This is a genomic window from Salmonella sp. 32020114201800008SM (assembly GCF_017572025.1).
Taxonomy (GTDB): domain Bacteria; phylum Pseudomonadota; class Gammaproteobacteria; order Enterobacterales; family Enterobacteriaceae; genus Salmonella; species Salmonella enterica.
Window position 1 is genome coordinate 228,994 of the sequence record NZ_JAGEQM010000005.1, and the last position, 24,957, is coordinate 253,950.

A 24,957-nucleotide genomic window follows, 5' to 3' on the forward strand; every position below is an offset into this window, starting at 1 on the left:
GGGTATTGGATACTATAATTAGTATATATAAAAATAATTGTTAGTTAATCTTAAAAACAATAGAAATCAATATGTTACAAATGCAACGTACATAAATGTAATTTTTTATTAAGAATAAATTAATATAATTAATATATTATTTCTTCCTATTCATAAATAAGTTAAATGTCTTCCTTATTTATTAGACGTTTTTTTAACTACAATTGATTAGGTATTTGTGCTAAATAAAAAAAAGGGCACCAAATGGGTGCGCTGTACGCCTGGTGTTGCATGTGTTACGCAGACGCTTCGCTAGCCCCCTCCCACTGCGGCTGGCGAATAGTGGTGGAAAGTGCCAGCGAGATAATTAACAGCGCAAAGATAACGCAGAAGGTTAGCACCCTACTTCCGCCACAAGAGCTGTTATCACTACGTTTCGATTATAATTTTTAAGTTAAAACCTGGCGCTCACCCCCAGGGTATACAAATAATCGCTATCCGTAGCGCTATTTTCCGCCTGGGAAAACGCCGCATACGCCGCCAGGTGCGGGTTAAGTAACACGTCCGCGCCTACGGTGACATCCAGCCAGTTTCCCGCCTGATTTCCTGCGGTCATACGACTCAACCCGGACTGCGCTTTCCAGATATTCTCCCCAAACTGTTGGTTATAGCTGATTTTCGCCCAGGGACGGACATCGCCGAACTGCGAGTTTACCCGCCAGCCTAACGTACTGACGCTGGCGTGCCATAACGGATCGGTAAACGCTAATGTCGTCGCGCTATCGCCATATTCGTTATACATTGATGACGTCGAACCGTCGTAATGCAGCGCCGCGACCGGCCCAGTGGTCACGCGTCGGGAAAGCGGAAAATTCCAGCCCATACTGATACCGCTGGTCGCATCAAGCGGGGTTTCATCCGCCAGGCTAAGCACCGGCCCCACTGTATTTTGCGTAGACTGAATACGTTCGGCCAGTATGTCGTTGTAATTCGGTTGGTGATCGCTGTCCCAGGTATAGCGTTCCGTCGTATGCCCCGGAGCCGCTTCAGAGATATATTCTTGTTGCCAGGCATACGTGGTATTGATAAAAAACGAGCAGGCCATAAGGCCCGCCAGACAACGCAATGTCCGGCGACCACGGCGTTTTCTTACAATCATCAACGCGACTCCAGAGTAGAGCCGAATTCGGCGATATTATTGTCATTGAATGAAGGATGTCGGGCATCAGCCCTGTATTAACTATTGTCCTTTTAGCGGGCCCGTCAAGGCGGGTTGAAGGAAATTTTCGCGGTAACCACAATAACGAGGAAGTCTATGCAGCGTTGCGACTGGGTCAGCCAGGACCCCCTTTATATTGCCTATCATGATAACGAGTGGGGCGTACCGGAAACTGACAGCAGAAAGCTGTTTGAAATGATCTGTCTTGAAGGTCAACAGGCCGGTTTATCCTGGATCACCGTGCTTAAAAAGAGGGAGAACTACCGCGCCTGTTTTCATCAGTTTGATCCGGTACGCATCGCAGCTATGCAGGAGGAGGATGTCGAACACCTGCTGCAGAACACGGGCATCATACGACATCGCGGTAAAATTCAGGCCATTATCAGTAACGCCCGCGCCTGGCTTGCGATGGAGCAAAACGGCGAGTCTTTCGCCGATTTTGTCTGGTCATTCGTTGATGGCCAGCCGCAGATCACCCAGGCGGCCAGCCTGGATGAGATCCCTACCTCAATACCTGCGTCTGATGCGCTTGCTAAGGCATTGAAAAAACGCGGTTTCAAGTTTGTCGGTACGACTATCTGTTACTCCTTTATGCAGGCGTGCGGACTGGTCAACGACCATATTACCGGCTGTTTTTGCCATCCGGGAGAAAAACATGATTCGCAAATCCCAGAGTGAAGACATGGCGTCTATTCTGGCGCTGTGGATGAAAAGTACCATTTATGCCCATCCCTTTATCGAAGAACGTTACTGGCACGAGAGCGAAGCAATTGTACGCGACGTCTATTTACCTGCCGCGCAAACCTGGGTATGGGAGGAAAATGGGCAACTGAAAGGCTTCGTCAGCGTACTGGAAGCCCGTTTTGTCGGGGCGCTGTTTGTCGCCCCCGACGCGTTAAGACACGGCATTGGCAAAGCGCTTCTGGAATATGTCCAGCAACGTTTTCCTCTGCTGAGCCTTGAGGTTTACCAGAAAAATCAATCCGCCGTAAACTTCTACCATGCGCTTGGTTTTCGTATTGAAGATAGCGCCTGGCAGGAGGATACCGCCCACCCCACCTGGATTATGAGTTGGCAGGCGGATCAAACGCCGTAAGCGGTAGCGCCGGGCCGGTATATTTCTCAAACCAGACCAGCGCGGTGTTGCCCGCACAACCGTTCCCCAGCCGGGAACTGGGAAGATCTTTTGTCAGGACGTTTACCGCGCCGTTTTTGCATATGCCGCCTGCGGTAGGTTCAGGGTCCGGCCATGCGCCTTCGTGAATACAGATAACGCCAGGCCGAATTCCGTCGGTAACGACCGCGCCCGCCAGAACCTGCCCGCGATGATTCCAGACGCGTACCGTATCGCCATCGACGATTCCGCGCGTTGTCGCATCCTGCGGATGAATCGTCACCGGTTCGCGTCCGGCCACCGCATACCGCTCCCGTAACGAACTGTAGTTAAGCTGGCTATGCAGACGGTGCGCCGGATGCGCGGAAAGTAGCTGAACCTGCCCCGCATCGGCGTTCCCGTGCCACTCATCCGGCACCAGCCACATCGGATGACCGGGACAATCCGCGTAACCATAGCTGGCAATGCGCGCAGAATAGATTTCGATTTTGCCGCTGGCCGTTTTTAGCGGATGGTTATCAGGATCGCGGCGAAAATCCGCGAAGCGCACAAACTGCGCGTTGGCGGGATTTTCCGGCATCTCCAGTAAACGGTTAGCCTGCCAGAATGCGGCAAACGGCGGCAGCGTCACCCCCTGGCTGGCGCCACGCTGGGCGGCAATATTGTAGAAAGTCTCCAGCCACGCCAGCTCGCTTTTTCCTTCGGTGAACCGAGCGTAACCGCCGGCTTCCCACCGTTCGCTCAGTTCAGCAAAAACGTCAAAATCATTCCGCGCCTCCCACCGGGGCGACACGACCTGCTTCATCGGCGCCAAATGCTGATTGCTATAGTCGCCGGTCATGGTTAAATCGTTACGCTCATAGCTGGTGGTCGCAGGCAGAACAATATCCGCGTGTTTCGCGGCGGCCGTCCAGAAACATTCCGAGATAACGACCAGTTCCGGTTTTTGCCACGCGCGAATCAGACGGTTGGTATCCTGATGATGGGTAAAGTTCGCGCCGCCCGCCCACCAGATAAAACGAATATCCGGGAAGCGGCGATCCATCCCATTGTGTTGGTAAAACCCACCGGGGTTTTCCAGCGCCTCGACAATACGCGCCACCGGTATTTTATCTACCGCATCGACCCCGCCAGGGATGCTTCCCTGCATCGAGGCTAACACGGCGGCGCGGCGCGTCGGGTTTCCGCCGTTAGCAAAATGATAAGAAAAACCAAACCCGCCGCCAGGCGTACCAATTTGCCCCAGCATTGCGGCCAGCGTAACGATCATCCAGTGCTTTTGCTCGCCGAACTGCTGACGCTGCATTCCCCAGCCAGCCATCAACATGGTGGTGTTATGATGAAATATTTCTGCCAGTTCGCGGATTTTCACCGCAGAAACGCCGCAAATTTCCGCCGCCCATTCCGCTGTTTTGGCCGTACCGTCGGTCGTGCCCAAAAGATAGTCGGCGAAGCGGTCATAACCCGTTGTGCAGCGGGCAAGGAACGCTTCATCCTGCCAACCGTTTTCCACCAGCGTATGGGCGATCCCCAACATTAACGCCACATCGGTGCCCATATGTGGGGCGATCCACTCCATCTTATCGCCAAAAAAGTCGACGCTTTCCGATCGCATCGGATCGATGCAGATCAGGCGCTTGCCGCTTTGTCGCAACGCCGCAAAATAGTCGAGCCCCTGTTCATCCGAGGCATTCCAGGCAATTTTCAGAGTATTCAGCGGGTTCGCGCTCCAGAGCACCACCACCTCGCTGTGTTCCAGCACCACCGGCCAGCTAGTCTGCTGCTGGTAAACCTCGTTGCCACCCACCACATAAGGCATGATAGCCTGCGCCGCGCCGGTGGAATAATCGCCAAGATGGCCGGTATACCCTCCCGCCAGCGCCATGTAACGCTGCAATAGCGTAGCCGCTTTATGCAATACGCCGTTCGAACGCCAGCCGTAGGAGCCGGCGAAGATGGACGATGGCCCATAACTTTCGCGAATACGTTTGTGCTGAGCGTGGATCAGATCCAGCGCGTCATCCCAACTTACGCGAACAAACTCATCCTGCCCGCGTATGCCTTGCGGCTTATCGGGAGAAGCCAGGAACCCTTTACGCACCATCGGGAAGCGAACCCGCGTTTTACTGTGCACCTGGTCATGCACAACGGTTTGCAGGGAGTTCTGGTGTGCCGTCGGGAGTTCGCCATACGAGGCAAAAATGCGTTCTCCGTCGGTTTCAACGCGGACTGGCCCCCAGTGTGCGGCGGTCAATACCGAATGACGCGATGGTGCGTGGGTCAAGGTTCGCTCCTGAATTATTGGGATTATTTATTTTGCCGATCAATGTTACTTACAAATTTCAGAGTTTTCCCTGGAATTTTCTTCATGTGCAGACGTCATAATCAACCGCCACGGTCGCTGTGGTAAAAATAAAAAAGTGATAAGGATTTAAGATGAAAAAACGTGTATTTGTGATTGCTGCCATCGTGAGCGGCGCCCTGGCAGTATCTGGCTGCACAACAAACCCTTACACCGGCGAACGCGAAGCAGGTAAATCCGGCATTGGCGCGGGTATTGGATCGCTGGTCGGCGCAGGCATCGGCGCGCTCTCCTCCTCCAAAAAAGATCGCGGTAAAGGCGCGCTGATTGGCGCGGCGGCTGGCGCGGCGCTGGGCGGCGGCGTGGGTTACTACATGGACGTACAGGAAGCGAAACTGCGTGACAAAATGCGGGGCACAGGCGTTAGCGTGACGCGAAGCGGCGATAATATCATTCTGAATATGCCGAATAATGTCACCTTTGACAGCAGCAGCGCGACGCTGAAACCGGCAGGCGCTAACACGCTGACCGGCGTGGCGATGGTGCTGAAAGAGTATCCCAAGACCGCCGTCAATGTGGTGGGCTACACCGACAGTACCGGTAGCCACGATCTGAATATGCGTCTGTCGCAGCAGCGTGCTGACTCCGTCGCCAGTTCGCTGATCACCCAGGGCGTCGACGCCAGCCGTATCCGTACCAGCGGAATGGGTCCGGCGAACCCGATCGCCAGCAACAGTACGGCAGAAGGTAAGGCGCAAAACCGCCGCGTCGAAATTACCTTGAGTCCATTGCAGTAAACTACCGTACCGGGTAAGGCGGCATGCTTTACCCGGCCTGCATTATTCCCTCTCCAGACCGGATACACGTCGCATTACTCGGTATTCATTCACCATTTACCACGATACGGCTGCCGACAACGGGAAAATCGGCTGGTCGATTATTGCTAAGCGGGTTAATAATAAGCCTGTTCCGGTTGGCGCATGCCGCGCTTACCTTTTGATTTACGGAGAGTCGCATGAAGCCGTCCATCATTCTCTACAAAACCCTGCCTGATGATTTGCTGCATCGCCTGGAGGCGCATTTTACCGTCACCCAGGTACCGAACCTGCATCCGGAAACGGTAGCGCAACACGCGCAGGCATTTGCCAGCGCGCAAGGCCTTCTGGGCGCCAGCGAAACCGTTAACCGCGCGCTGCTGGAAAAAATGCCGGCGCTACGCGCGGCGTCAACCATCTCGGTGGGATACGATAATGTCGAGGTGGACGCCCTTACTGCCCGCAAAATAGTCCTGATGCACACGCCTGCCGTTTTGACGGAAACCGTTGCCGATACGGTGATGGCATTGATGCTGGCCACTGCCCGCCGCGTGGTGGACGTCGCAGAACGGGTTAAGGCGGGTGAATGGACAGAAAGCATTGGCCCGGCGTGGTTTGGCGTCGATGTGCATCACAAAACACTCGGTATCGTTGGGATGGGGCGTATCGGGATGGCGCTGGCGCAGCGAGCGCACTTTGGGTTTACCATGCCGGTTCTCTATCACGCCCGTCGGCGGCATCAGGAGGCGGAAGACCGGTTTAACGCCCGCTACTGCAATCTGGATACGTTGTTGCAGGAGGCTGATTTTGTCTGCGTGATCCTGCCGCTAACGGCAGAAACGCGACATCTGTTTGGCGCAACACAGTTTGCCAGAATGAAATCGTCCGCCATTTTTATTAATGCCGGACGCGGCCCGGTGGTCGATGAAAACGCGCTGATTGCCGCGCTGCAAAACGGTGAAATATATGCGGCAGGTCTGGATGTCTTTGAACAGGAACCGCTATCTGTGGATTCGCCCCTGCTGAACATGTCTAATGTCGTCGCGGTGCCGCATATTGGCTCGGCAACGCATGAGACGCGCTACAACATGATGGCCTGTGCGGTGGATAATTTGATTGATGCGCTGCAGGGAAAAATAGAGAAGAACTGCGTCAATCCGCAAGCGGCGGGATAACGCTACAGGCCCGATAAGCGCTGGCTTGCGCTTATCGGGCAGACTGTCATTACTGGGTCGCGTTTACCGCCGCCGTCCAGGCCTGATTAAACGCCTGATGCTGCGAGGCTAACGGCCCAATCAACGCATTATATTGGCTGGCCTGCTGTGAGGTCGGGAACTGAATGCCGTTCGCGACAAAGCTCACCTGCTCGCCCTGTTGCGCAATATAATCGCCCACTTGTACCAACTGCTGCGTAAAGATCTGCGCCGCCGGGATCAGCGGCTGCAAAGCATCTGCCGGCACGGTGACTACTTTTTTGTAGACCTGATCAAACACAGGTTTCAGGTCATCGGCCTGCTTTAACGCGCCATGCGCGGCATCAGCCTGCAGTTTTGCATTCTGCAACTGTTGCGCCAGCACGCCTAACGAACCATTTGCCTGCCGCAGCGGCTCGCGTTGCGTCATATAATCCTGCGGAACGCGGATGGCGTTAACGCTATCGACCACCGGGCGCAGACCGGAATCCATCGCCTGGTTTACCTGCTGCGAGTAGCCATACAGTATCGCGTAATCAGACACGAACGGACCAAACTGTTTTTTCTGATCGGCCGTCAGCGTTGGTAAACGCTCTCCGCTACGCATTGCTGTATTCTGCAGGAAATCGACAAACGCTTTGCGCTGATCGCCTTCTTTATCAAAACACCCGCTCAGGCTAAACACCATTAATAACGCCACAACAGGCGCAAACCAGCGAGAGCAGGACTTACCTGTCGCCATTGTTAATACTCCTTTCACCCAAAAATGCGCACAACGACACCTGCGTGCCTGACGGCTTACAAGGATAGTCCAGGTCAGGCTTGCAGGATACCCTTTCCACGCGATCTTGTAGCGGAAAATTATGTTTATCTGCATCAATGCTTAATTTGTTATTTTATTGTTAATTTTTGACCTGACACTGCGATAAAAAACGCGGCAAGAAAGCTTTCCAGCGGGGGATGTAATATTTTTTTAATCTTTACAATTATTTTCTGAAAGACGGATATACCTTCCTGGATCAAATTGTTAGCGTCCTAAAAGTCGCGTAGCGTAAGGCATCGAAACGAATCGATAGCGCTTCCTGGCGGCGCGTCGCCCCCCACCCGCAAGTTTCCCGACTATTCTTAAGAGGCTTCGATGCATTTCACGATCCCGCTGTGTGATTTACAGGAGTTCTCAATGGAATATAAAGATCCGATGTTTGAGCTGCTGAGCAGCCTGGAACAAATTGTTTTTAAAGATGAAACGCGAAAGATCACCCTGACGCAAAAACCCAATCCTTTTACCGAATTTGAACAGTTACGGAGAGGGACGGGACTAAAAACAGATGAATTCGCCAGAGCGCTGGGCGTAACGGTTGCCATGGTTCAGGAATGGGAATCGAAACGCGAAAAACCCACGCCAGCAGAGCTTAAATTGATGCGCCTGATACAGGCGAACCCACGCTTAAGTAAGCAATTGATGGAGTAATTTTTACCCCTTTCTGTTTTAACGGTCCTGCGCAAGGACCGTTTTCCCCGCCCGATTACTGGCCTGGAGAAATAAAGTAAAATAAAAGTTGCATCGCCCGCCATTACATGAGTTAATGTGCTCAACGGTTTGACGTACAGACCATTAAAGCAGTTTAGTAAGGCAAGTCCCTTCAAGAGTTATCCATTAGATACCCCTCGTAGTGCGCATTTCCTTAACGCTTAAAAAATCTGTAAAGCACGCCATAACGCCGAAAGGCACACTTATTTTTTAAAAGGTAATACACTATGTCCGGTAAAATGACTGGTATCGTAAAATGGTTCAACGCTGATAAAGGCTTCGGCTTTATTACTCCTGATGACGGTTCTAAAGACGTGTTCGTACACTTCTCCGCTATTCAGAACGATGGTTACAAATCTCTGGACGAAGGTCAGAAAGTTTCCTTCACCATCGAAAGCGGCGCTAAAGGCCCGGCAGCTGGCAACGTAACCAGCCTGTAAGCTTAAAAAGCTCAGAATTTTGAATCCCTGCCTGATGGCGGGGATTTTTTTTATTCCAATTCCCCCCTCTCCCCCAGCATAACTTTGCATTACTTTACCCTGTGTCCCTTTGACCTTTCCCTTAGGGGAACCCCTATAGTAAGCAAGGAGATTGTTCACAAGGAATTGAAGTTATGTCGAAATCATCATGGTTATTACTTCTGGGTTTATGCGCCAGCGGCTCCGCGCTTGCGGCATCCGCAGAACCCGCTTTTCTGGCGCAACACGGGCTGGCGGGAAAAACGGTTGAGCAGATCGTGGATACGATTGATCAGACGCCGCAGAGCCGTCCTTTGCCTTACTCCGCGTCGATTACCAGTACCGAGCTCAAATTATCTGACGGAGAGCAGATTTATACGCTGCCGTTAGGCGACAAATTCTATCTCTCTTTTGCGCCCTATGAATGGCGGACACACCCCTGTTTTAACCACAGCCTTTCCGGCTGTCAGGGAGAAATGCCGAATAAACCGTTCACTGTAAAAGTGACAGACAGTAAAGGCGCTGTCATCGTACAAAAAGAGATGCAAAGCTATCGAAACGGATTTATCGGTGTTTGGCTACCGCGCAATATGGAAGGGACGCTCGAAGTAAGCTACAACGGTAAAACGGCGTCACATGCCATTGCCACCAGTGATGACAGCCAGACCTGTCTGACGGAATTACCATTACGTTAAAAAAATGCCCGATAACATAATGGGTTATCGGGCCTACAAAGCGCCAACAAGATAAAATTAACAGAGTGCCTTGAGAATGCATAACGCCACAAGAATGGCGGAGGTGGGCTCACTTTGTACTGACCCCAAAAACCTGGACAGATTAACCGAGGCATCAGCGAAAGAGTCCATTTAATACATGGGCTCTTTTTTGTTTCTGGCTATAACTAAATAACATTGTCCGCAATCGAATTATCCATTCCGTTGCTTTCTTGCATCACGCGGATTCCTGTCTCATCAATATTTTGTTCGTCGTATTCTTCCTGAATTTAACCTTAGACGTTCTATCAAATTATCGCTTATAGCGATTTGAACATAACAGTCTTTGCATTCTATTGAGGGAGCCTAAGGAACAATGTTCGCTGCTGAGTTTGTGATGATTTGAAACCATGGTGAATGTAGAAATTTTTGGCTTCTTCGGTAAGTGCATGAACCATGATTGCACGTACACCAATATTCTCGGCAACCCGATAGCAACGAAGCACTGCATCATGAAGTAAATCAGCACCAAGCCCTTTTCCATGGAATGAGAGATCGACAGCAAGACGGGCAAGTATAATGACAGGGATGGGATCTGGCATGTTACGCCGAAGGTTGCCTGTCGCTTCTGTATGGTTGACGCTACCGGTGGCCAGAGAGTAAAAACCGGCTACTTGCTTCGTGTCTTTCTTGCACACCACAAATGTTCTGGCCGCTCCGAGAGCCTGGTTTTTGAGGCCCTTTTGCTTCAACCAGTCATCGAGCACAGCTTCACCGCTGACGAACTCAGCTACCTGATGAAAAGCGGACAAAGGTTCTGGTGCTGTTACACGTCCCACTGAGGTTTCCTTGCCAGCAGTTTTTCGATAACGGGATCATCTGCGACTGGTGCATCAAGCAGATTGATGAACTCCTCATATTGCTCATCGTTAAAGTTAAATACACGGCGGTCAAGGATCACTTTCTCGGCAGCCTGGCAGGCCGTTTCCAGAATGAAATCTGTACGTGACTTGTGAAGGATTTCCGCAGCTGCATCAATGAGCGCCCGCTGCGATTCCTTAGCTCTAAGGTTAAGTTGAACATCTGATTTCATGAGACACCCCTTGTATAGCATTTGCTTTACAAGAATAGCACAACCACCATGTATAGCAAACGGTATACATCAAGTCGTCGTTTTTCATTTTTTGAATACTGATGTTCGCTTTGTGCCAGCAGCGGAAATTGCTCATTGTAGCGGTTTACTGAGTTCAACAAGGCAAAAGAACAATGCTGCCTTTCTGCAGGCTGACTATTATTTCGCCAAACATTTCCTCATCAGAGCATTTTGTAATGTCACTCCACGGCAAATAGGAAAGCCTCGCTCCACTATATGAAAGCCGTGTCGTAGAAAGAACACTTCCGCAGCCTTACTTACATTTGAAGTAAGTTCACTAATTCCACGCTGTCTGGCTTCCTCATGAATGCAATTCATCAGTAGTGTCCCTACCCCCTGTCTTGAATAGGTTCCTGATACAAAGAAATGATCAATGTATCCATTTGGTTGAACATCTGCATATCCAGCTATTTCACCATCCAGCTCTACAACAAAAGGTTGTAATTCCTTAATGTGATTGGCCCATCGCTCCAGGTCGATATCTGCTGGGGCCCAAGCATCAATTTGTTCACGTGTGTAGTAGTGTGATGCGATCGTATGTACAGATGAGAAAAAAACTCTGAATAACGATATTTCATCCCCATTACTGAACCTTCTGATTTTCATAAAACCTCATTGTGAGAGTTACTTGTAGAACAATACTAATTTTTGTGAAATAGGGCGTCCGTTCCTCGCTCATAGCAGACATTTGCGTGACCGTATCCACCAACGTTCAGGTTTCCTGATAGCATCCCTGTACAGACCTTGTTAATTTCTGCCTGGATAGCTCTTTAGGCGCTATTCAACCGGGCTGAGTCCGTTAAATTTAAGGCTAATTCGTCGGGTATTGTAGTATCGTATGTAATCCTCAATAGCTATCTTAAGTTCATCAATATCCTTAAATTTACTGGTGTAAAAACTTTCTGATTTTAAAGTCCCGAAAAAACATTCTGCACAGGCATTATCAAGGCAGTTGCCTTTGCGGGACATACTTTGGATGATGCCAAACTCTCGTAACTGATACTGGTACCATCAATGACGGTATTGCCAGCCCTGATCTGAATGAAGAACCGGATTGGTACCCGCATCAAGTCTGGCAAATGCCTTCATGAGCATGTCATCGATCATCGGCATAGTTGGACGTTCTGAAATACTGCAGGAGATCGCTTCGTTATTGAAGAGATCAATAATGGGCGCAGTGCACTTTTGATTTATATACCCTTCATACTTCAAGTTGCTTATGTGTTGGCTACGCTCGCTCACCCCAGTCACATAGTTATCTATGCTCCTGGGGACTCACTCCCTTGCCGCCTTTAAGCAACTCGAATTATTTTGGGTATAGTCAGGTGGGGATTTTCTCTGTCTGCCTTTTGGTGAATACCTGAGACAAACAGTCTCAAGCACCCGCAGCTATTCTAACGCCAATATCCGTACCGCCAGCGTTAATGTATTCCTGAAATAATTCTTGCCAATCAATAGAGATAACCGCGTCTATGAGTTACAGAATTATTAGCGAATCAACTAATACTATTTATGTTATAAAAAAACCTGCCCGAGAGCAGGTTTTTGTTTATTTAACTGAACGCTTATTGCAGTAACGAAATATCCGCAACCTGCAGGAACAGTTCGCGTAGTTTCGACAACAGCGTCAGGCGGTTGATACGGATATCTTTCTCTTCCGCGTTAACCATGACATTTTCGAAGAATTCATCCACCGGAGCGCGCAGAGCAGCCAGCTCAATCAACGCTTCCTGATAACGACCATCGGCAAAGTACGGCTGAAGCTTATCACGCAGCACAACCAGATGTCTGGCCAACTCAATTTCCGCCGCTTCTTTCAGTACGGAGGCGTGGACGATATCGTTCAGCGGCTCAGTGGCTTTCGCCAGGATGTTGGAGACGCGCTTGTTCGCCGCCGCCAGCGCAGAGGCTTCTTCCAGGGTGCGGAAATGAGACACCGCCTTCATGCGGGCATCAAAATCTGCCGGACGGGTCGGACGACGCGCCAGTACCGCCTGGATAGTGTCGACGGTGTAACCTTCATCCTGATACCAGGCGCGGAAGCGACCCAGCATAAAATCGATCACATCATCGACTACGTTGGCATTGGTCAGCTTGTCGCCATACAGACGCACCGCTTCTTCGGTCAGCGTTTGCAGATCAAGAGCGAGGTTCTTCTCAACGATGATGCGCAGCACGCCCAGCGCGGCACGACGCAGCGCAAACGGGTCTTTGTCGCCTTTCGGATGCTGACCAATACCGAAGATACCCGCCAGAGTGTCCATCTTATCGGCGATCGCCAGCGCGCAGGCCACCGGGTTAGACGGCAGGTCATCACCGGCAAAGCGTGGCTGATACTGTTCGTTCAGCGCCACGGCCACATCTTCCGCTTCACCATCATGGCGCGCGTAGTGCATCCCCATCACGCCCTGGGTGTCGGTGAACTCGAAGACCATGTTGGTCATCAGGTCGCACTTGGAGAGCAGGCCCGCACGAGTGGCGTGGTTGACGTCAGCGCCAATCTGACCGGCAATCCAGCCCGCCAGCGCCTGAATACGGTCGGTCTTGTCGCGCAGCGTGCCCAGCTGTTGCTGGAACAGCACGGTTTGTAGACGCGGCAGATGGTCTTCCAGACGTTTTTTACGGTCGGTATTGAAGAAGAATTCAGCATCTGCCAGACGCGGACGCACCACTTTCTCGTTACCGGAGATAATCTGGGTCGGATCCTTCGATTCGATGTTGGCGACGAAGATAAAGTTCGGCAGCAGCTTGCCCGCGTTGTCATAAACCGGGAAATACTTCTGGTCGCCCTTCATGGTGTACACCAGCGCTTCGGCAGGCACGGCGAGGAATTTCTCTTCGAATTTCGCCGTCAATACCACCGGCCATTCCACCAGCGAGGCCACTTCTTCCAGCAGGCTTTCGCTCAGGTCGGCATTACCGCCAATCTTGCGTGCCGCTTCTTCGGCGTCCGCTTTGATTTTGGCTTTACGCGCTTCGTAGTCGGCAATGACTTTACCGCGCTCCAGCAGAATTTGCGGGTACTGGTCAGCATTGTCGATAGTGAACTCCGGCTCACCCATAAAGCGGTGGCCGCGAATGACGCGGTCAGACTGAATACCCAGAATAGTCGCCGGAATGACCTTATCGCCCAGCAGCAGAGTCACGGTGTGCACCGGACGCACGAAGTGGACGTCAGACGCGCCCCAGCGCATCAGTTTCGGGATCGGTAGTTTTGCCAGCGAGGTGGCTACCATGTTCGGCACCAGCGCTTCGGTACTTTCGCCCTTCACGTGGGCGCGATACAGCAGCCATTCGCCTTTGTCGGTCTTCAGACGCTCGGCCTGATCAACGGTGATCCCGCAGCCGCGCGCCCAGCCTTCTGCCGCTTTGCTCGGTTTGCCTTCGGCGTCAAACGCCTGAGCAATCGCCGGACCACGTTTTTCGACTTCGCGATCGGGCTGAGATTCAGCAAGATTCGCCACTTTCAGCGCCAGACGGCGCGGGGCGGCAAACCATTCAACGTTACCGTGCGCGAGGCCGGCGTTATCCAGCTCCGCAGTGAAGTTCGCAGCAAAGGACTCAGCCAAACTGCGCAGTGCTTTTGGTGGCAGCTCTTCAGTGCCGATTTCCACCAGAAAAGTTTTCTCAGACATGGCCGCCTCTTACTTGTCTTTGTTGCACATCGGGAAGCCGAGGGCTTCACGGGAAGCATAATAAGCCTCTGCCACTGCTTTGGTCAGGGTGCGAATACGCAAAATGTAGCGCTGACGTTCGGTGACGGAGATAGCTTTACGCGCATCCAGCAGGTTGAAGCTATGGGCGGCTTTCAGAATACGCTCGTAGGCCGGCAGCGGCAGCGGGTTTTCCAGCGCCAGCAGCTGCTGGGCTTCTTTTTCATACTGCTCGAAGCAGGTGAATAAGAAATCCACATCGGCGTATTCAAAATTATAGGTGGACTGCTCCACTTCGTTTTGATGGAACACGTCGCCGTAGGTGGTTTTACCCAGCGGGCCATCGCTCCAGACCAGGTCGTAAACGCTGTCCACGCCCTGGATATACATCGCCAGACGTTCCAGACCGTAGGTGATTTCACCGGTCACCGGCTTGCACTCCAGGCCGCCGACCTGCTGGAAGTAGGTGAACTGCGTCACTTCCATGCCATTCAGCCACACTTCCCAGCCGAGTCCCCAGGCGCCCAGCGTCGGGTTCTCCCAGTTATCTTCCACGAAACGGATATCGTGAATGGTCGGGTCCATACCCAGCTCTTTCAGAGAACCGAGATACAGCTCCTGAATGTTGTCCGGAGACGGCTTAATCACTACCTGGAACTGATAGTAGTGCTGTAAGCGGTTCGGGTTTTCGCCGTAGCGGCCATCGGTCGGACGACGAGAAGGCTGCACATAGGCAGTCGCCATCGGCTCTGGCCCCAGCGCGCGCAGGCAGGTCATTGGATGAGAAGTTCCCGCGCCGACTTCCATGTCCAATGGTTGAACAATGGTGCAGCCCTGGCGAGCCCAGTAATCCTGTAAGGTCAGGATCAAGCCCTGGAAGGTCCTGGTATCAAACTTTTGCATATTATTTCGTGCTGGATACGTGTGGATTTAAAGGAAGGAGCCAGTATACCCGCTGGATGCGAGATATACAGTATGAAACCGGTTTGTTTAGCGAAAATTGCCGGATTTCGCGGCATCACACCTCACCAGGCGCGGCTTTTACCGCATAGAAAGATGTAAAAACTGCCCATCTGCATCAAAAGAGCAGACAAAACTCTCTTTACGGAAAGTATTACCACGCATCTCATAGCTCCCCTGAAACTGTTCGAAACCGGTAACAGCAATTTTCTGTGCGCCAGTATTGTAACGCTGCGCCGCCTGAGCTTTACACAATGCTTCCATATCCAGCGTGCGTGTTGGGCTCACTTTACTCTGCTGGGCTTTTTGCGTCGGTGGCGGTGTCGCTGTGCATCCCACCAGAGCGATGGCTATCATCACAGAACAGAAATACTTCATTATCATTTTTATTACCGTCTGGTTTGCTGGTCAGTCTTATTATTAAGGTTTGTGGGTAGCAGACACATTGTGCGAATCTCCTTACGCCATCACAAGATGTAGCGTAGAAAGTCGGATTTTTCCAGTGAGCCACCGCGCTGGAACTCTATTGAAACGGAAGCTGAGGAACTGATGCAGCCTAAAATTAACTGGATTGATAACCTGCGAGGGATCGCCTGTTTAATGGTAGTGATGATCCATACTACAACGTGGTACATCACCAACGCCCACAGCGTCAGCCCGCTAAACTGGGATATTGCGAATGTCCTGAATTCGGCTTCGCGCGTTAGCGTTCCCCTGTTTTTTATGATTTCAGGCTATCTTTTTTTTGGCGAGCGCTGCGCGCAACCGCGGCATTTTTTACGTATCGCCCTGTGCCTTATCTTTTACAGCGTTGTCGCCCTGGCTTACATTTCACTTTTTACTTCGATCAACGTCGAGCTTTCGCTAAAAAATGTGCTGCAAAAACCCGTGTTTTACCACCTGTGGTTTTTCTTTGCGATTGCGGTGATCTACCTGGTATCGCCATTAATCCAGGTAAAAAACGTGAGCGGCAAAATGCTCCTGATGCTGATGGTGATCATTGGTATTATTGCTAACCCAAATACTGTGCCGCAAAAAATCGGCGGCGTTGAATGGTTGCCCATCAATCTGTATATCAACGGCGACACGTTCTACTACATTCTCTACGGTATCCTGGGCCGCGCCATTGGCATGATGGAGACGCAAAAGCCATCGCTGACGCTTATCTGCGCTGCCCTGTTCATCATCGCGGTATTTGTTATTTCTCGCGGCACATTGCATGAATTACGCTGGCGCGGAAATTTTGCCGATACCTGGTATCTGTATTGCGGTCCCATGGTGTTTATTTGCGCCGTCTCACTGTTCACGGTAGTTAAAAATAAGCTGAATGCGCGGACGTTACCTGGACTGGGGCTTATCTCCCGCCACTCGTTGGGCATTTATGGTTTCCACGCACTGATTATCCATGCGCTACGTACTAATGGTCTGGAGTTAAAACGTTGGCCGCCGTTAGACATCGTGTGGGTTTTTGCCGCGACGGTGACAGGAAGCCTGCTACTTTCCATGCTGTTACAGCGTATTGATAAACGGAAATGGGTTAGCTAAACGACAATGATGGCTCCGGCCATCATTCATCATCACTGTAGGAAGCGTAAAGATCGGTTCCATATATACTGACCCCCAGCGCCACCAGACACAGTATTTTCAGCGCGCCCGCCAGCGCCAGGTTAAATACGCCGACCGCGACCATGCCGATGCCAAGCAACAGCAAAGATTTGCAACGAGAAAGCAAGCGGCCATTTCCCGTGTGTTCCTGGCGAATTAAGACTGGAAAACCACACATGACGATTGCCGCAAAAAAATATCCCTTTTCGCTTAATGTATGACAGCCTGGCCACAGTCCCACCAGGTATACCACTGCACCGACAACTAACATTCCCAGGCCGAATATCCGTTTCCTGCGCGCAACGTGATCGTCCATCTCACTCTCCTTGTGGTTGTGTGAGACACATTAAGCGAAGAAATAGCGATGAAAAAGGCGCCTGCCCAGCAATAATATAAAAATCAGAAAACACACATACTTACTTCGATATAATTCAATAGAATTAATATTTACGGGAAATGCCTTTCGGCCAAAACCGAAAGGCATTCTGACTTATGACATCAACGGCAACAGCTGCTGATAAAGTCGACGGAAGGTTTCACGACGTTGTTGATAAACCGCATGACGCTGCGCATCAGGATAATGCGCCTGCTCCAGCGGCAACTGCGGCAATACATCGGCGAGCGGGGTCTGTTTATTCACCGCAATTTGCGCCAGACGCGCCGCGCCCAGCGCTGGCCCTACATCGCCGCCAGTACGATAATCAAGCTGTAGCCCGCTAATATCAGATAGCATCTGACGCCAGTATTCGCTGCGCGCCCCGCCGCCGATAAGCGTCACGCTGGCGGGTTTGACGCCGCAGGCGTGAACCACATCCATACCGTCCGCCAGAGCATATCCCACGCCCTCCAGTACCGCCCGCGCCAGTTCCGCCGGGCCATGCTGATGGGTTAAACCAAAGAAAACGCCTTTTGCCTGCGGATTATTGTGCGGCGTGCGCTCGCCGGACAGGTACGGCAAAAACCAGATCGAATCGGCATGCTCATCCGCCTGCTGTGCGGCGGCAATCAGCGCCGGGACGTTCTCCTGCCCGGTGAGTTTAGCCGCCCAGTCCAGACAAGAGGCGGCGCTCAACATCACAGACATTAAATGCCAGCGTTCCGGCAGCGCATGGCAAAAACTGTGTACTGCGCTCTCCGGTTTGCTCAGAAAGCCGTCGCTGACGGCAAAATAGACGCCCGATGTTCCGAGTGAGAGCATCGCCTGTCCGGCATCGATCATTCCTACGCCGACCGCGCCAGCCGCATTGTCGCCGCCGCCTGCCACCACAGGTACTGCTGGCATTCCCCATGCGCTGGCGACCTCTGGCAGCAACGTTCCGGTAATGTCACTACCTTCAAATAACGCTGGCATCTGCTGTCGGGTTAAATGACAGGCGTTGAGCATAACGTCGCTCCAGTCGCGCTTTTTCACGTCCAGCCACATCGTTCCCGCCGCATCCGACATATCGCTGGCAAAGACGCCTGTCATTCGCAGCCGCAGAAAATCTTTCGGCAGCAGAACCTTGTCTATCTGGTAGAAAATATCCGGTTCGTGGCGCTGCACCCAAACTAATTTGGGCGCGGTAAAACCGGGCATCATCAGATTACCGGTTATCGCTCGCGACTGCGGCACCTGTTTTTCCAGCCAGGCGCACTCTTCGCTACAGCGTCCGTCATTCCATAAAATCGCTGGTCGCAGAACCTGCTGACGGCTATCAAGTAATGTCGCGCCATGCATTTGTCCGGCGATGCCCAACGCCCGGACGCCACTTAACGACTGTTGCCGACCTAAACCTTTAACCGCACGATCCGTCGCCTGCCACCACTGCTCTGGTTCCTGTTCCGACCATAAGGGATGCGGACGCGATACGGTCAGTTTTTCAGTATGCGTAGCCAGCACATCGCCCTGCTCATTCAACAGGATAGCTTTTACACCCGATGTACCAAGATCGATCCCGATATACATAGTGTGGGTTCCTTTACTGAAAGCGCCCGGCAGCGCTACGCTTACCGGGCTAATCACGACTACAGGCCGGGCTAACGCGGAGTCGCCCGGTAGATAGAGTTATTTATCAAACAGATAACGGTTAACCAGATTTTCTAACAGCTCCTGATGACCGCTTTGATGTACTGGCGCCAGATTATGCTGCTCCGCATACTGCGCCAGTTCGCCTAAGGAGAGTTGTCCTTTCAGAATCTGCTGCCCCAGCTCGCCATTCCAGCCGGCATAGCGCTTCGCCACGCGTTTATCCAGCTCGCCGTCTTCAACCATACGCGCGGCAATTTTCAGCGACAACGCCATCGTATCCATCGCGCCGATATGACCGTAGAACAGATCGTATTTATCGGTGCTCTGGCGACGAACTTTGGCGTCGAAGTTGAGACCGCCCGTCGTGAATCCGCCCGCTTTCAGGATTTCGTACATCACCAGCGCGTTCTCTTCAACGCTAATCGGGAACTGATCGGTATCCCAGCCCAGTTGCGCATCGCCGCGGTTGGCGTCAACGGAGCCAAAAATACCCAGCGCGATAGCGGTCGCGATTTCATGGTGGAACGAATGGCCCGCCAGCGTCGCGTGGTTCGCCTCAATGTTCACTTTGATCTCTTTTTCCAGGCCGAACTGTTTGAGGAAGCCATAGACCGTTGCAACGTCATAATCATACTGATGTTTTGTCGGTTCCTGCGGTTTCGGTTCAATCAGCAGCGTGCCCTGGAAGCCCATTTTATGTTTGTGCTCGACCACCATTTGCATAAAGCGGCCAATCTGTTCGCGTTCCTGGCGCAGATCGGTATTCAGCAACGTTTCATAACCTTCGCGCCCGCCCCACAGGACGTAATTTTCGCCGCCCAGTTTATGCGTGGCGTTCATTGCCGTAACCACTTGCGTCGCTGCCCAGCTAAAGACTTCCGGGTCCGGGTTAGTGGCGGCGCCTGCGCCATAGCGCGGGTTGGTAAAGCAGTTCGCCGTTCCCCACAGCAGTTTTACGCCGCTCTGCTCCTGTTTCGCCGCCAGCACATCCACCATCTGCGCGAAGTTGTTTTTATATTCTTTCAACGACGCGCCTTCCGGCGACACATCCACGTCATGGAAGCAATAAAAAGGCACATTCAGTTTGTGGAAAAATTCAAACGCCACGTCCGCTTTGCGTTTCGCCAGCTCCAGCGCTTCGCCCGGTTGCTGCCACGGACGATTAAACGCGCCTACACCAAACATATCAGCGCCGTTCCAGCAGAAGGTATGCCAGTAACAGGCCGCGAAACGCAGGTGATCTTCCATACGTTTACCTAAAACCAGCTCGTCGGGATTGTAATGACGAAATGCCAGCGGGTTAGTCGATTGAGGGCCTTCATAGCGAACACGATCGAGTTGGTCAAAATAAGCCTGCATAGTGAGCTCCATAATCAGATAAGACGGCAAGTAAACGACATAACGTCATACTGGAATTTCCTGATTTATTGCTCAATTACGTTATTTCACACCGCTATTAAGAGAATCCCCAAATGTGCTCTGGCTCTCAAAAAAACGCTGAAAACCACAGAAGAAAAAAGCGATCGCGATCGAATCCTGGCAAATAAACAAAAAACCGTAATATATAGATAAGAAATGACAATTGTCATCCGCCGTTTGCTGTGATGAATTTCGCATAACGTTTCAGGCGCAAAATAATTTGTCATCATTCGCCAGACCGTTATGTCAGCCGTTTTGATAGTATCCATGAGTCCAGGTTCACTTTTGCAGGATATATCCTCATGTTTGATAAACGTCACCGTATCACTCTGTTATTTAACGCGAATAAAGCCTATGACCGTCAGGTAGTGGAGGGGGTGGGTGAATATTTACAAGCCTCGCAATCCGAATGGGATATATTTATTGAGGAAGATTTCCGTGCCCGTATCGATAACATTAAAGAGTGGTTAGGCGACGGCGTTATTGCCGATTACGATGATGACGATATCGCGCAATTATTGGCCGATGTCGACGTACCCATTGTCGGGGTCGGCGGTTCTTACCATCTTGCTGAAAATTATCCCGCCGTTCATTACATCGCCACCGATAATCATGCGCTCGTTGAAAGCGCTTTCCTGCATTTAAAAGAAAAAGGCGTTAACCGCTTCGCGTTTTACGGTTTGCCCGACTCCAGCCGCAAACATTGGGCGGCGGAACGGGAATACGCCTTTCGCCAGCTGGTCGCCGAGGAAAAATACCGCGGCGTAGTCTATCAGGGGCTGGAAACCGCGCCGGAAAACTGGCAGCACGCGCAAAATCGCCTCGCCGACTGGCTTCAGACGCTGCCGCCGCAAACCGGCATCATTGCCGTAACGGATGCCCGCGCCCGTCACGTATTGCAGGCCTGTGAACACCTGCATATTCCGGTGCCGGAAAAACTTTGCGTTATCGGTATTGATAACGAAGAGTTAACCCGTTATCTGTCGCGCGTCGCGCTTTCCTCCGTCGCGCAGGGGGCGCGGCAAATGGGCTATCAGGCGGCGAAGCTGCTGCACCGTTTGCTGGCGCGCGAAGAGATGCCGTTACAGCGCATTCTGGTGCCGCCGGTGCGCGTCATTGCGCGCCGCTCGACAGACTATCGCTCCCTGACCGATCCGGCGGTTATCCAGGCGATGCACTTTATTCGTAACCATGCCTGTAAGGGCATTAAAGTCGAGCAAGTGCTGGACGCGGTTGGGATTTCACGTTCAAACCTGGAAAAACGTTTTAAGGAAGAAGTTGGCGAGACGATACATGCGCTGATCCACGCCGAAAAGCTGGAAAAAGCGCGTAGTTTGTTGATTTCCACCACGTTGGCGATAAACGAAATTTCGCAAATGTGCGGCTACCCGTCACTGCAATATTTCTATTCGGTGTTTAAAAAGGAGTACGTCACTACGCCTAAGGAGTATCGCGACCAGCATAGTGAAGCGTTGTTGTAGTTTATCCAGCCTACAGACGCCTTGTAAGCCGGATAGCGTAGCGCCATCCGGCACACAGAATTACATATGCGCGGCGATCAGACGCTGGTTGTCCTGGTACATCGCGAACAAGTAGTTGTTATAGCGCGACCCCTGGGTAGAGTAACCCTTCAGCTTATGAATCATCGCCGTGGCGGTGACTTCCTGATCCGCCTTACGCAGTTGGGCGCGCGACTTGCGGAAAGAGGAATAAGCCGGATGCGTGTTCAGGTTAGCGACATACGCGCTCACCGACTCCTCAACCGACGCGAATTGCGAGTAACCTTTCACCTTACCCGGCGTATTGGTACAACGCCCTTTCGTGCACTTCATGCCGAACAGGTTATTGTTGCTACGCGCCAGTTTAGAGGTTCCCCAGCCGCTTTCCGCCGCCGCCATCGTCGCCACCATGCTGGTTGGGATAATGTCGACGCGCTCCAGCAACGTATTCCACGGAATACGACGCGTGTTGCCGGACCAGCTCACTTTATAGCGCTTCGCGATATCTTTCATACGCGCGCGTTCAGACGGCGACCAGCGGTTCTGGTACTGTTTTGAGATCAGCCAATTACGGTCCGCGGTAATCGCGGCATTTTGGCTGGTGATGTAAGGCATAACGGTCCGGAGAAACGCTTTTTTTCTGGGGGTTCCGGAAGGGTATTTTCGCAAATCAGGAAGTGAACTGCTCTTTGCACTATTGCGAGAATACTCTTGTTTACTGCTAACCTGTTTATAACTTGTCTCAGTTATGTGGGACTTTTGACTCGTTTGTGTTGCGTGCGTCTTTGCCAGCACCTCACCCGAAAATGCGATGGTGAGTAACATAAGAATCATTGCCCCATATCGTCGCATGGGAGTCAATATCATTAGGTCTCCTGGTCGGATTGATACATTCCAACACCTTTTATTTTTCACGAAGTTGAGGTTTGAACCCCAAATTCTAGCAAAAATAGGCTTAAAAAGCACCTCAGGGAATAGTCTTAATCCGAAACTATGTCAACTATTAACGATAACAGGCAGCAATAATGCCAATAAAATGTGGTGCTTATCGCAAATAGAGGCGTTTTTTTGCGCCTCGTCGCTCACCCTCGCGCCTCCTCCTGCGCGACTCTCTGCTGAGGAGGAGTTCATTCGCCTAAAAACCAGGCAAGCTGATGAATATTGCCCACAAAGGATAGCGTGATGAAACTTGCCGCCTTCGCTCTGACGCTGATACCCGGTATCGCGATCGCCTCATCATGGACCTCACCCGGTTTTCCGACGTTCTCGACGCAGGAAACCGGGCGCTTTACCAGCCATGCTGCATTAACAAAAGGTACACGCGCGTTAACGCTCCATATTGACCAGCAGTGCTGGCAGCCCTCCGGCGCCATAAAACTCAACCAAATGTTGTCGTTAAAACCCTGCGAAGGCGCGCCACCGCAATGGCGTTTGTTTAAAGATGGCGACTATACGATAACGGTAGATACCCGCTCCGGTACGCCGACCCTGTTGTTATCGATAAAAACTGAACCTGAGCGCACCGCGCAGCTCGCCTACCAGTGTCCCGTCTGGGATGGTTCGCCGCTCACGCTGGATGTTCGCCAGACCTTTCCGGAAGGGACGGTAGTGCGCGATTATTACAGTGGTCAAACCGATACCGTCCAAAACGGGCAAATCACGCTGCAACCTGCCGACAGCCACGGGCTTTTATTGCTGGAATGCGCGGAAACCCATGCGTCAGCGCCTTTTAACTGGCGCAACGCCACCGTTTATTTTGTGCTTACGGATCGCTTTCGCAATGGCGATCCAACCAATGACCACAGCTATGGTCGCCATAAGGATGGTATGCAAGAGATTGGCACTTTCCACGGCGGCGATTTGCGTGGGTTGACGAGTAAACTGGACTATCTACAGCAATTAGGCGTGAACGCCTTGTGGATAAGCTCGCCGTTTGAACAGATCCACGGCTGGGTCGGCGGCGGAGCAAAAGGCGATTTTCCTCATTACGCCTATCACGGCTATTACACTCAGGACTGGACGACGCTGGATGCCAATATGGGCAACGAAGCCGATCTCCGCGCGCTGGTCGACGGCGCGCACCAGCGCGGCATCCGTATTTTATTTGACGTAGTAATGAATCATGCCGGTTACGCTACGCTGGAGGATATGCAGGAGTATCAGTTTGGCGCGCTCTATTTATCCGGCGCGGAACGGCAAAAAATTCTCGGCGATCGCTGGACAAACTGGCGACCCGCCGCCGGACAAAGCTGGCACAGCTTTAACGACTACATCAACTTCAGCGACAGCGCCGCCTGGGAAAAATGGTGGGGGAAAAAGTGGATTCGTACCGATATTGGCGACTACGACAGTCCGGGATTTGACGATTTAACCCTGTCGCTGGCCTTCCTGCCGGATATAAAAACGGAATCTACCACGCCTTCCGGCCTACCCGCGTTCTATGCCAACAAACCCGGTACTAAAGCAAAGTTCATTGAAGGCTATACGCCACGGGATTATCTGACTCACTGGTTAAGCCAGTGGGTGCATGATTACGGCATTGACGGGTTCCGGGTCGATACTGCCAAAAATGTTGAGCTTCCTGCCTGGCAACAGCTAAAAACCCAGGCCAGCGCGGCGTTACATGAATGGAAGCAGGCCAATCCGGACAAAGCGCTGGATGATAGCCCGTTCTGGATGACTGGCGAAGCGTGGGGCCACGGCGTCATGAAAAGTGATTATTATCGCTATGGTTTCGACGCGATGATCAATTTTGATTATCAGGAGCAGGCGGCGAAAGCGGTCGATTGCCTGGCGGAAATGGGGCCAGTCTGGCAGCAGATGGCGGATAAAATGCAGGATTTCAACGTATTAAGTTACCTCTCCTCGCATGATACGCGCCTTTTCCGTGAGGGCGGTGATAAGGCGGCGGAACTGCTGCTGCTTTCGCCGGGCGCGGTGCAGATCTTTTACGGCGATGAATCCGCTCGTCCCTTCGGCCCCACCGGCTCCGACCCGCTGCAAGGCACCCGTTCAGATATGAACTGGCAGGACGTGAGCGGAAAGTCAGCCGCAGCCGTCGCGCACTGGCAGCGTATTAGCCAGTTCCGCGCCAGACATCCCGCCATCGGCGCAGGCCAACAAACCACGCTGACGCTAAAACACGGGTACGGTTTTGTACGCCAGTACGGCGACGATACGGTGATGGTCGTCTGGGCGGGCCGCCGCTAATCGTGGCGCTACCGGTCTCCTCGCGTACCGGTAGCCCCTTCAAAACAAAAAACTAACCTGATAAAAATTTGTAGCATAAAACATCAATACCACCGCCTGACCCCCATTTGCGCCCCGCCATTTGTA

The 24,957-nt window shown here is 52.0% G+C and carries 23 protein-coding genes and 1 pseudogene; 10 read left to right on the forward strand and 14 right to left on the reverse strand.

What is annotated here, in order from left to right:
- Positions 1-433: 433 nt before the first annotated feature.
- Entirely contained in the window at positions 434-1,138 is a 705-nt protein-coding gene (locus J4613_RS15205) for an autotransporter outer membrane beta-barrel domain-containing protein (protein ID WP_111742200.1), read from the reverse strand.
- Positions 1,139-1,294: 156 nt separating this feature from the next.
- On the opposite strand from J4613_RS15205, the gene tag reads away from it, so the two are divergent.
- Together tag and J4613_RS15215 are read left to right on the forward strand one after the other, a co-directional pair.
- The gene (gene tag / locus J4613_RS15210) at positions 1,295-1,876 is read left to right on the forward strand and encodes a DNA-3-methyladenine glycosylase I (RefSeq protein ID WP_001188412.1); all 582 of its coding nucleotides are present in this window, start codon (positions 1,295-1,297) and stop codon (positions 1,874-1,876) included.
- Entirely contained in the window at positions 1,854-2,294 is a 441-nt protein-coding gene (locus tag J4613_RS15215; RefSeq protein WP_000619902.1) for an N-acetyltransferase, read from the forward strand. The genes tag and J4613_RS15215 overlap by 23 nt, the downstream gene beginning before the upstream one ends.
- Here the strand turns inward: J4613_RS15215 and J4613_RS15220 are convergent.
- Positions 2,263-4,596, reverse strand: a complete 2,334-nt coding sequence (locus tag J4613_RS15220) for a molybdopterin guanine dinucleotide-containing S/N-oxide reductase (protein ID WP_000148455.1) — start codon at positions 4,594-4,596, stop codon at positions 2,263-2,265. The two genes, J4613_RS15215 and J4613_RS15220, sit on opposite strands and share 32 nt — an antisense overlap.
- Before the next feature lie 152 nt (positions 4,597-4,748).
- Between J4613_RS15220 and J4613_RS15225 the strand changes: the two genes are divergently transcribed.
- Positions 4,749-5,411 (forward strand): OmpA family lipoprotein, encoded by a 663-nt coding sequence (locus tag J4613_RS15225; protein WP_000747548.1) that lies wholly within the window; start codon positions 4,749-4,751, stop codon positions 5,409-5,411.
- 218 nt (positions 5,412-5,629) lie between these two features.
- Positions 5,630-6,604: a glyoxylate/hydroxypyruvate reductase GhrB gene (gene ghrB, locus J4613_RS15230; RefSeq protein WP_023237420.1), complete on the forward strand. Its 975-nt coding sequence runs from the start codon at positions 5,630-5,632 to the stop codon at positions 6,602-6,604.
- A gap of 49 nt (positions 6,605-6,653) precedes the next feature.
- Here the strand turns inward: ghrB and J4613_RS15235 are convergent, their stop codons facing one another.
- Positions 6,654-7,364 carry a DUF3053 domain-containing protein gene (locus J4613_RS15235; RefSeq protein WP_000190524.1) on the reverse strand — a complete coding sequence of 237 codons (711 nt, stop codon included), beginning with the start codon at positions 7,362-7,364 and terminating at the stop codon, positions 6,654-6,656.
- Positions 7,365-7,802: 438 nt separating this feature from the next.
- On the opposite strand from J4613_RS15235, the gene J4613_RS15240 reads away from it, so the two are divergent.
- The 3 genes from J4613_RS15240 (at position 7,803) to cueP (ending at position 9,306) form a co-directional block, all read left to right on the forward strand.
- Entirely contained in the window at positions 7,803-8,093 is a 291-nt protein-coding gene (locus tag J4613_RS15240) for an HTH-type transcriptional regulator (RefSeq protein ID WP_000455790.1), read from the forward strand.
- Between the two features lie 287 nt (positions 8,094-8,380).
- Positions 8,381-8,593, forward strand: a complete 213-nt coding sequence (gene cspA, locus J4613_RS15245; protein ID WP_000014594.1) for an RNA chaperone/antiterminator CspA — start codon at positions 8,381-8,383, stop codon at positions 8,591-8,593.
- A 173-nt stretch (positions 8,594-8,766) separates the two neighbouring features.
- Positions 8,767-9,306 (forward strand): copper-binding periplasmic metallochaperone CueP, encoded by a 540-nt coding sequence (cueP, locus tag J4613_RS15250; protein ID WP_058115660.1) that lies wholly within the window; start codon positions 8,767-8,769, stop codon positions 9,304-9,306.
- A 371-nt stretch (positions 9,307-9,677) separates the two neighbouring features.
- On the opposite strand, the gene J4613_RS15255 is transcribed toward cueP, so the two are convergent.
- The 7 genes and pseudogenes from J4613_RS15255 to J4613_RS15285 form a co-directional block, all read right to left on the reverse strand.
- Complete coding sequence (locus tag J4613_RS15255; protein WP_000533909.1) at positions 9,678-10,163, reverse strand: GNAT family N-acetyltransferase; 486 nt, start codon at positions 10,161-10,163, stop codon at positions 9,678-9,680.
- On the reverse strand, positions 10,151-10,438 hold the full coding sequence (locus J4613_RS15260; RefSeq protein ID WP_000965886.1) for a DUF1778 domain-containing protein: 288 nt from the start codon (positions 10,436-10,438) through the stop codon (positions 10,151-10,153). Before J4613_RS15260 ends, J4613_RS15255 begins: the two co-directional genes overlap by 13 nt.
- A gap of 177 nt (positions 10,439-10,615) precedes the next feature.
- Entirely contained in the window at positions 10,616-11,083 is a 468-nt protein-coding gene (locus J4613_RS15265; protein WP_000702452.1) for a GNAT family N-acetyltransferase, read from the reverse strand.
- A 171-nt stretch (positions 11,084-11,254) separates the two neighbouring features.
- A pseudogene (locus tag J4613_RS22725) lies at positions 11,255-11,653 on the reverse strand (IS3 family transposase); the annotation flags it as partial.
- A gap of 389 nt (positions 11,654-12,042) precedes the next feature.
- A complete protein-coding gene (glyS, locus tag J4613_RS15275; protein ID WP_001291736.1) occupies positions 12,043-14,112 on the reverse strand; it encodes a glycine--tRNA ligase subunit beta in 2,070 nt (689 codons plus the stop codon).
- 9 nt (positions 14,113-14,121) lie between these two features.
- A complete protein-coding gene (glyQ, locus tag J4613_RS15280; protein ID WP_001168551.1) occupies positions 14,122-15,033 on the reverse strand; it encodes a glycine--tRNA ligase subunit alpha in 912 nt (303 codons plus the stop codon).
- A 138-nt stretch (positions 15,034-15,171) separates the two neighbouring features.
- The gene (locus J4613_RS15285) at positions 15,172-15,474 is read right to left on the reverse strand and encodes a YsaB family lipoprotein (RefSeq protein ID WP_000605590.1); all 303 of its coding nucleotides are present in this window, start codon (positions 15,472-15,474) and stop codon (positions 15,172-15,174) included.
- Positions 15,475-15,639: 165 nt separating this feature from the next.
- Here J4613_RS15285 and J4613_RS15290 point away from each other — a divergent pair, with 165 nt between their 5' ends.
- Complete coding sequence (locus J4613_RS15290; protein ID WP_001182577.1) at positions 15,640-16,635, forward strand: acyltransferase; 996 nt, start codon at positions 15,640-15,642, stop codon at positions 16,633-16,635.
- 22 nt (positions 16,636-16,657) lie between these two features.
- Here J4613_RS15290 and J4613_RS15295 read toward each other — a convergent pair whose 3' ends face one another.
- The 3 genes from J4613_RS15295 to xylA all read right to left on the reverse strand — a co-directional run bounded on the left by J4613_RS15295 (position 16,658) and on the right by xylA (position 20,062).
- The gene (locus J4613_RS15295) at positions 16,658-17,011 is read right to left on the reverse strand and encodes a YiaA/YiaB family protein (RefSeq protein WP_000340935.1); all 354 of its coding nucleotides are present in this window, start codon (positions 17,009-17,011) and stop codon (positions 16,658-16,660) included.
- Between the two features lie 174 nt (positions 17,012-17,185).
- On the reverse strand, positions 17,186-18,640 hold the full coding sequence (gene xylB, locus J4613_RS15300) for a xylulokinase (protein ID WP_000275326.1): 1,455 nt from the start codon (positions 18,638-18,640) through the stop codon (positions 17,186-17,188).
- A 99-nt stretch (positions 18,641-18,739) separates the two neighbouring features.
- Positions 18,740-20,062, reverse strand: coding sequence for a xylose isomerase (xylA, locus tag J4613_RS15305; protein ID WP_001149561.1), 1,323 nt, complete (start codon positions 20,060-20,062; stop codon positions 18,740-18,742).
- 362 nt (positions 20,063-20,424) lie between these two features.
- Here xylA and xylR point away from each other — a divergent pair, with 362 nt between their 5' ends.
- Complete coding sequence (xylR, locus tag J4613_RS15310; RefSeq protein WP_000459824.1) at positions 20,425-21,603, forward strand: D-xylose utilization transcriptional activator XylR; 1,179 nt, start codon at positions 20,425-20,427, stop codon at positions 21,601-21,603.
- Between the two features lie 60 nt (positions 21,604-21,663).
- Here the strand turns inward: xylR and J4613_RS15315 are convergent, their stop codons facing one another.
- A complete protein-coding gene (locus J4613_RS15315) occupies positions 21,664-22,488 on the reverse strand; it encodes a protein bax (protein ID WP_001575119.1) in 825 nt (274 codons plus the stop codon).
- 315 nt (positions 22,489-22,803) lie between these two features.
- Here J4613_RS15315 and J4613_RS15320 point away from each other — a divergent pair, with 315 nt between their 5' ends.
- Positions 22,804-24,831 (forward strand): alpha-amylase, encoded by a 2,028-nt coding sequence (locus J4613_RS15320; RefSeq protein WP_111742199.1) that lies wholly within the window; start codon positions 22,804-22,806, stop codon positions 24,829-24,831.
- Positions 24,832-24,957: the final 126 nt, after the last annotated feature.

What these genes read in the sequence shown, in the direction of transcription:
- glyS (WP_001291736.1), bottom strand. Translation starts at nt 14,112, where the DNA reads ATGTCTGAGAAAACTTTTCTGGTGGAAATCGGCACTGAAGAGCTGCCA.
- J4613_RS15240 (WP_000455790.1), top strand. Translation starts at nt 7,803, where the DNA reads ATGGAATATAAAGATCCGATGTTTGAGCTGCTGAGCAGCCTGGAACAA.
- J4613_RS15320 (WP_111742199.1), top strand. Translation starts at nt 22,804, where the DNA reads ATGAAACTTGCCGCCTTCGCTCTGACGCTGATACCCGGTATCGCGATC.
- J4613_RS15295 (WP_000340935.1), bottom strand. Translation starts at nt 17,011, where the DNA reads ATGGACGATCACGTTGCGCGCAGGAAACGGATATTCGGCCTGGGAATG.
- J4613_RS15285 (WP_000605590.1), bottom strand. Translation starts at nt 15,474, where the DNA reads ATGATAATGAAGTATTTCTGTTCTGTGATGATAGCCATCGCTCTGGTG.
- tag (WP_001188412.1), top strand. Translation starts at nt 1,295, where the DNA reads ATGCAGCGTTGCGACTGGGTCAGCCAGGACCCCCTTTATATTGCCTAT.
- ghrB (WP_023237420.1), top strand. Translation starts at nt 5,630, where the DNA reads ATGAAGCCGTCCATCATTCTCTACAAAACCCTGCCTGATGATTTGCTG.
- J4613_RS15265 (WP_000702452.1), bottom strand. Translation starts at nt 11,083, where the DNA reads ATGAAAATCAGAAGGTTCAGTAATGGGGATGAAATATCGTTATTCAGA.
- xylA (WP_001149561.1), bottom strand. Translation starts at nt 20,062, where the DNA reads ATGCAGGCTTATTTTGACCAACTCGATCGTGTTCGCTATGAAGGCCCT.
- cspA (WP_000014594.1), top strand. Translation starts at nt 8,381, where the DNA reads ATGTCCGGTAAAATGACTGGTATCGTAAAATGGTTCAACGCTGATAAA.
- J4613_RS15315 (WP_001575119.1), bottom strand. Translation starts at nt 22,488, where the DNA reads ATGATATTGACTCCCATGCGACGATATGGGGCAATGATTCTTATGTTA.
- J4613_RS15225 (WP_000747548.1), top strand. Translation starts at nt 4,749, where the DNA reads ATGAAAAAACGTGTATTTGTGATTGCTGCCATCGTGAGCGGCGCCCTG.
- J4613_RS15290 (WP_001182577.1), top strand. Translation starts at nt 15,640, where the DNA reads ATGCAGCCTAAAATTAACTGGATTGATAACCTGCGAGGGATCGCCTGT.
- cueP (WP_058115660.1), top strand. Translation starts at nt 8,767, where the DNA reads ATGTCGAAATCATCATGGTTATTACTTCTGGGTTTATGCGCCAGCGGC.
- J4613_RS15260 (WP_000965886.1), bottom strand. Translation starts at nt 10,438, where the DNA reads ATGCTATACAAGGGGTGTCTCATGAAATCAGATGTTCAACTTAACCTT.
- J4613_RS15235 (WP_000190524.1), bottom strand. Translation starts at nt 7,364, where the DNA reads ATGGCGACAGGTAAGTCCTGCTCTCGCTGGTTTGCGCCTGTTGTGGCG.
- xylR (WP_000459824.1), top strand. Translation starts at nt 20,425, where the DNA reads ATGTTTGATAAACGTCACCGTATCACTCTGTTATTTAACGCGAATAAA.
- glyQ (WP_001168551.1), bottom strand. Translation starts at nt 15,033, where the DNA reads ATGCAAAAGTTTGATACCAGGACCTTCCAGGGCTTGATCCTGACCTTA.
- J4613_RS15215 (WP_000619902.1), top strand. Translation starts at nt 1,854, where the DNA reads ATGATTCGCAAATCCCAGAGTGAAGACATGGCGTCTATTCTGGCGCTG.
- xylB (WP_000275326.1), bottom strand. Translation starts at nt 18,640, where the DNA reads ATGTATATCGGGATCGATCTTGGTACATCGGGTGTAAAAGCTATCCTG.
- J4613_RS15205 (WP_111742200.1), bottom strand. Translation starts at nt 1,138, where the DNA reads ATGATTGTAAGAAAACGCCGTGGTCGCCGGACATTGCGTTGTCTGGCG.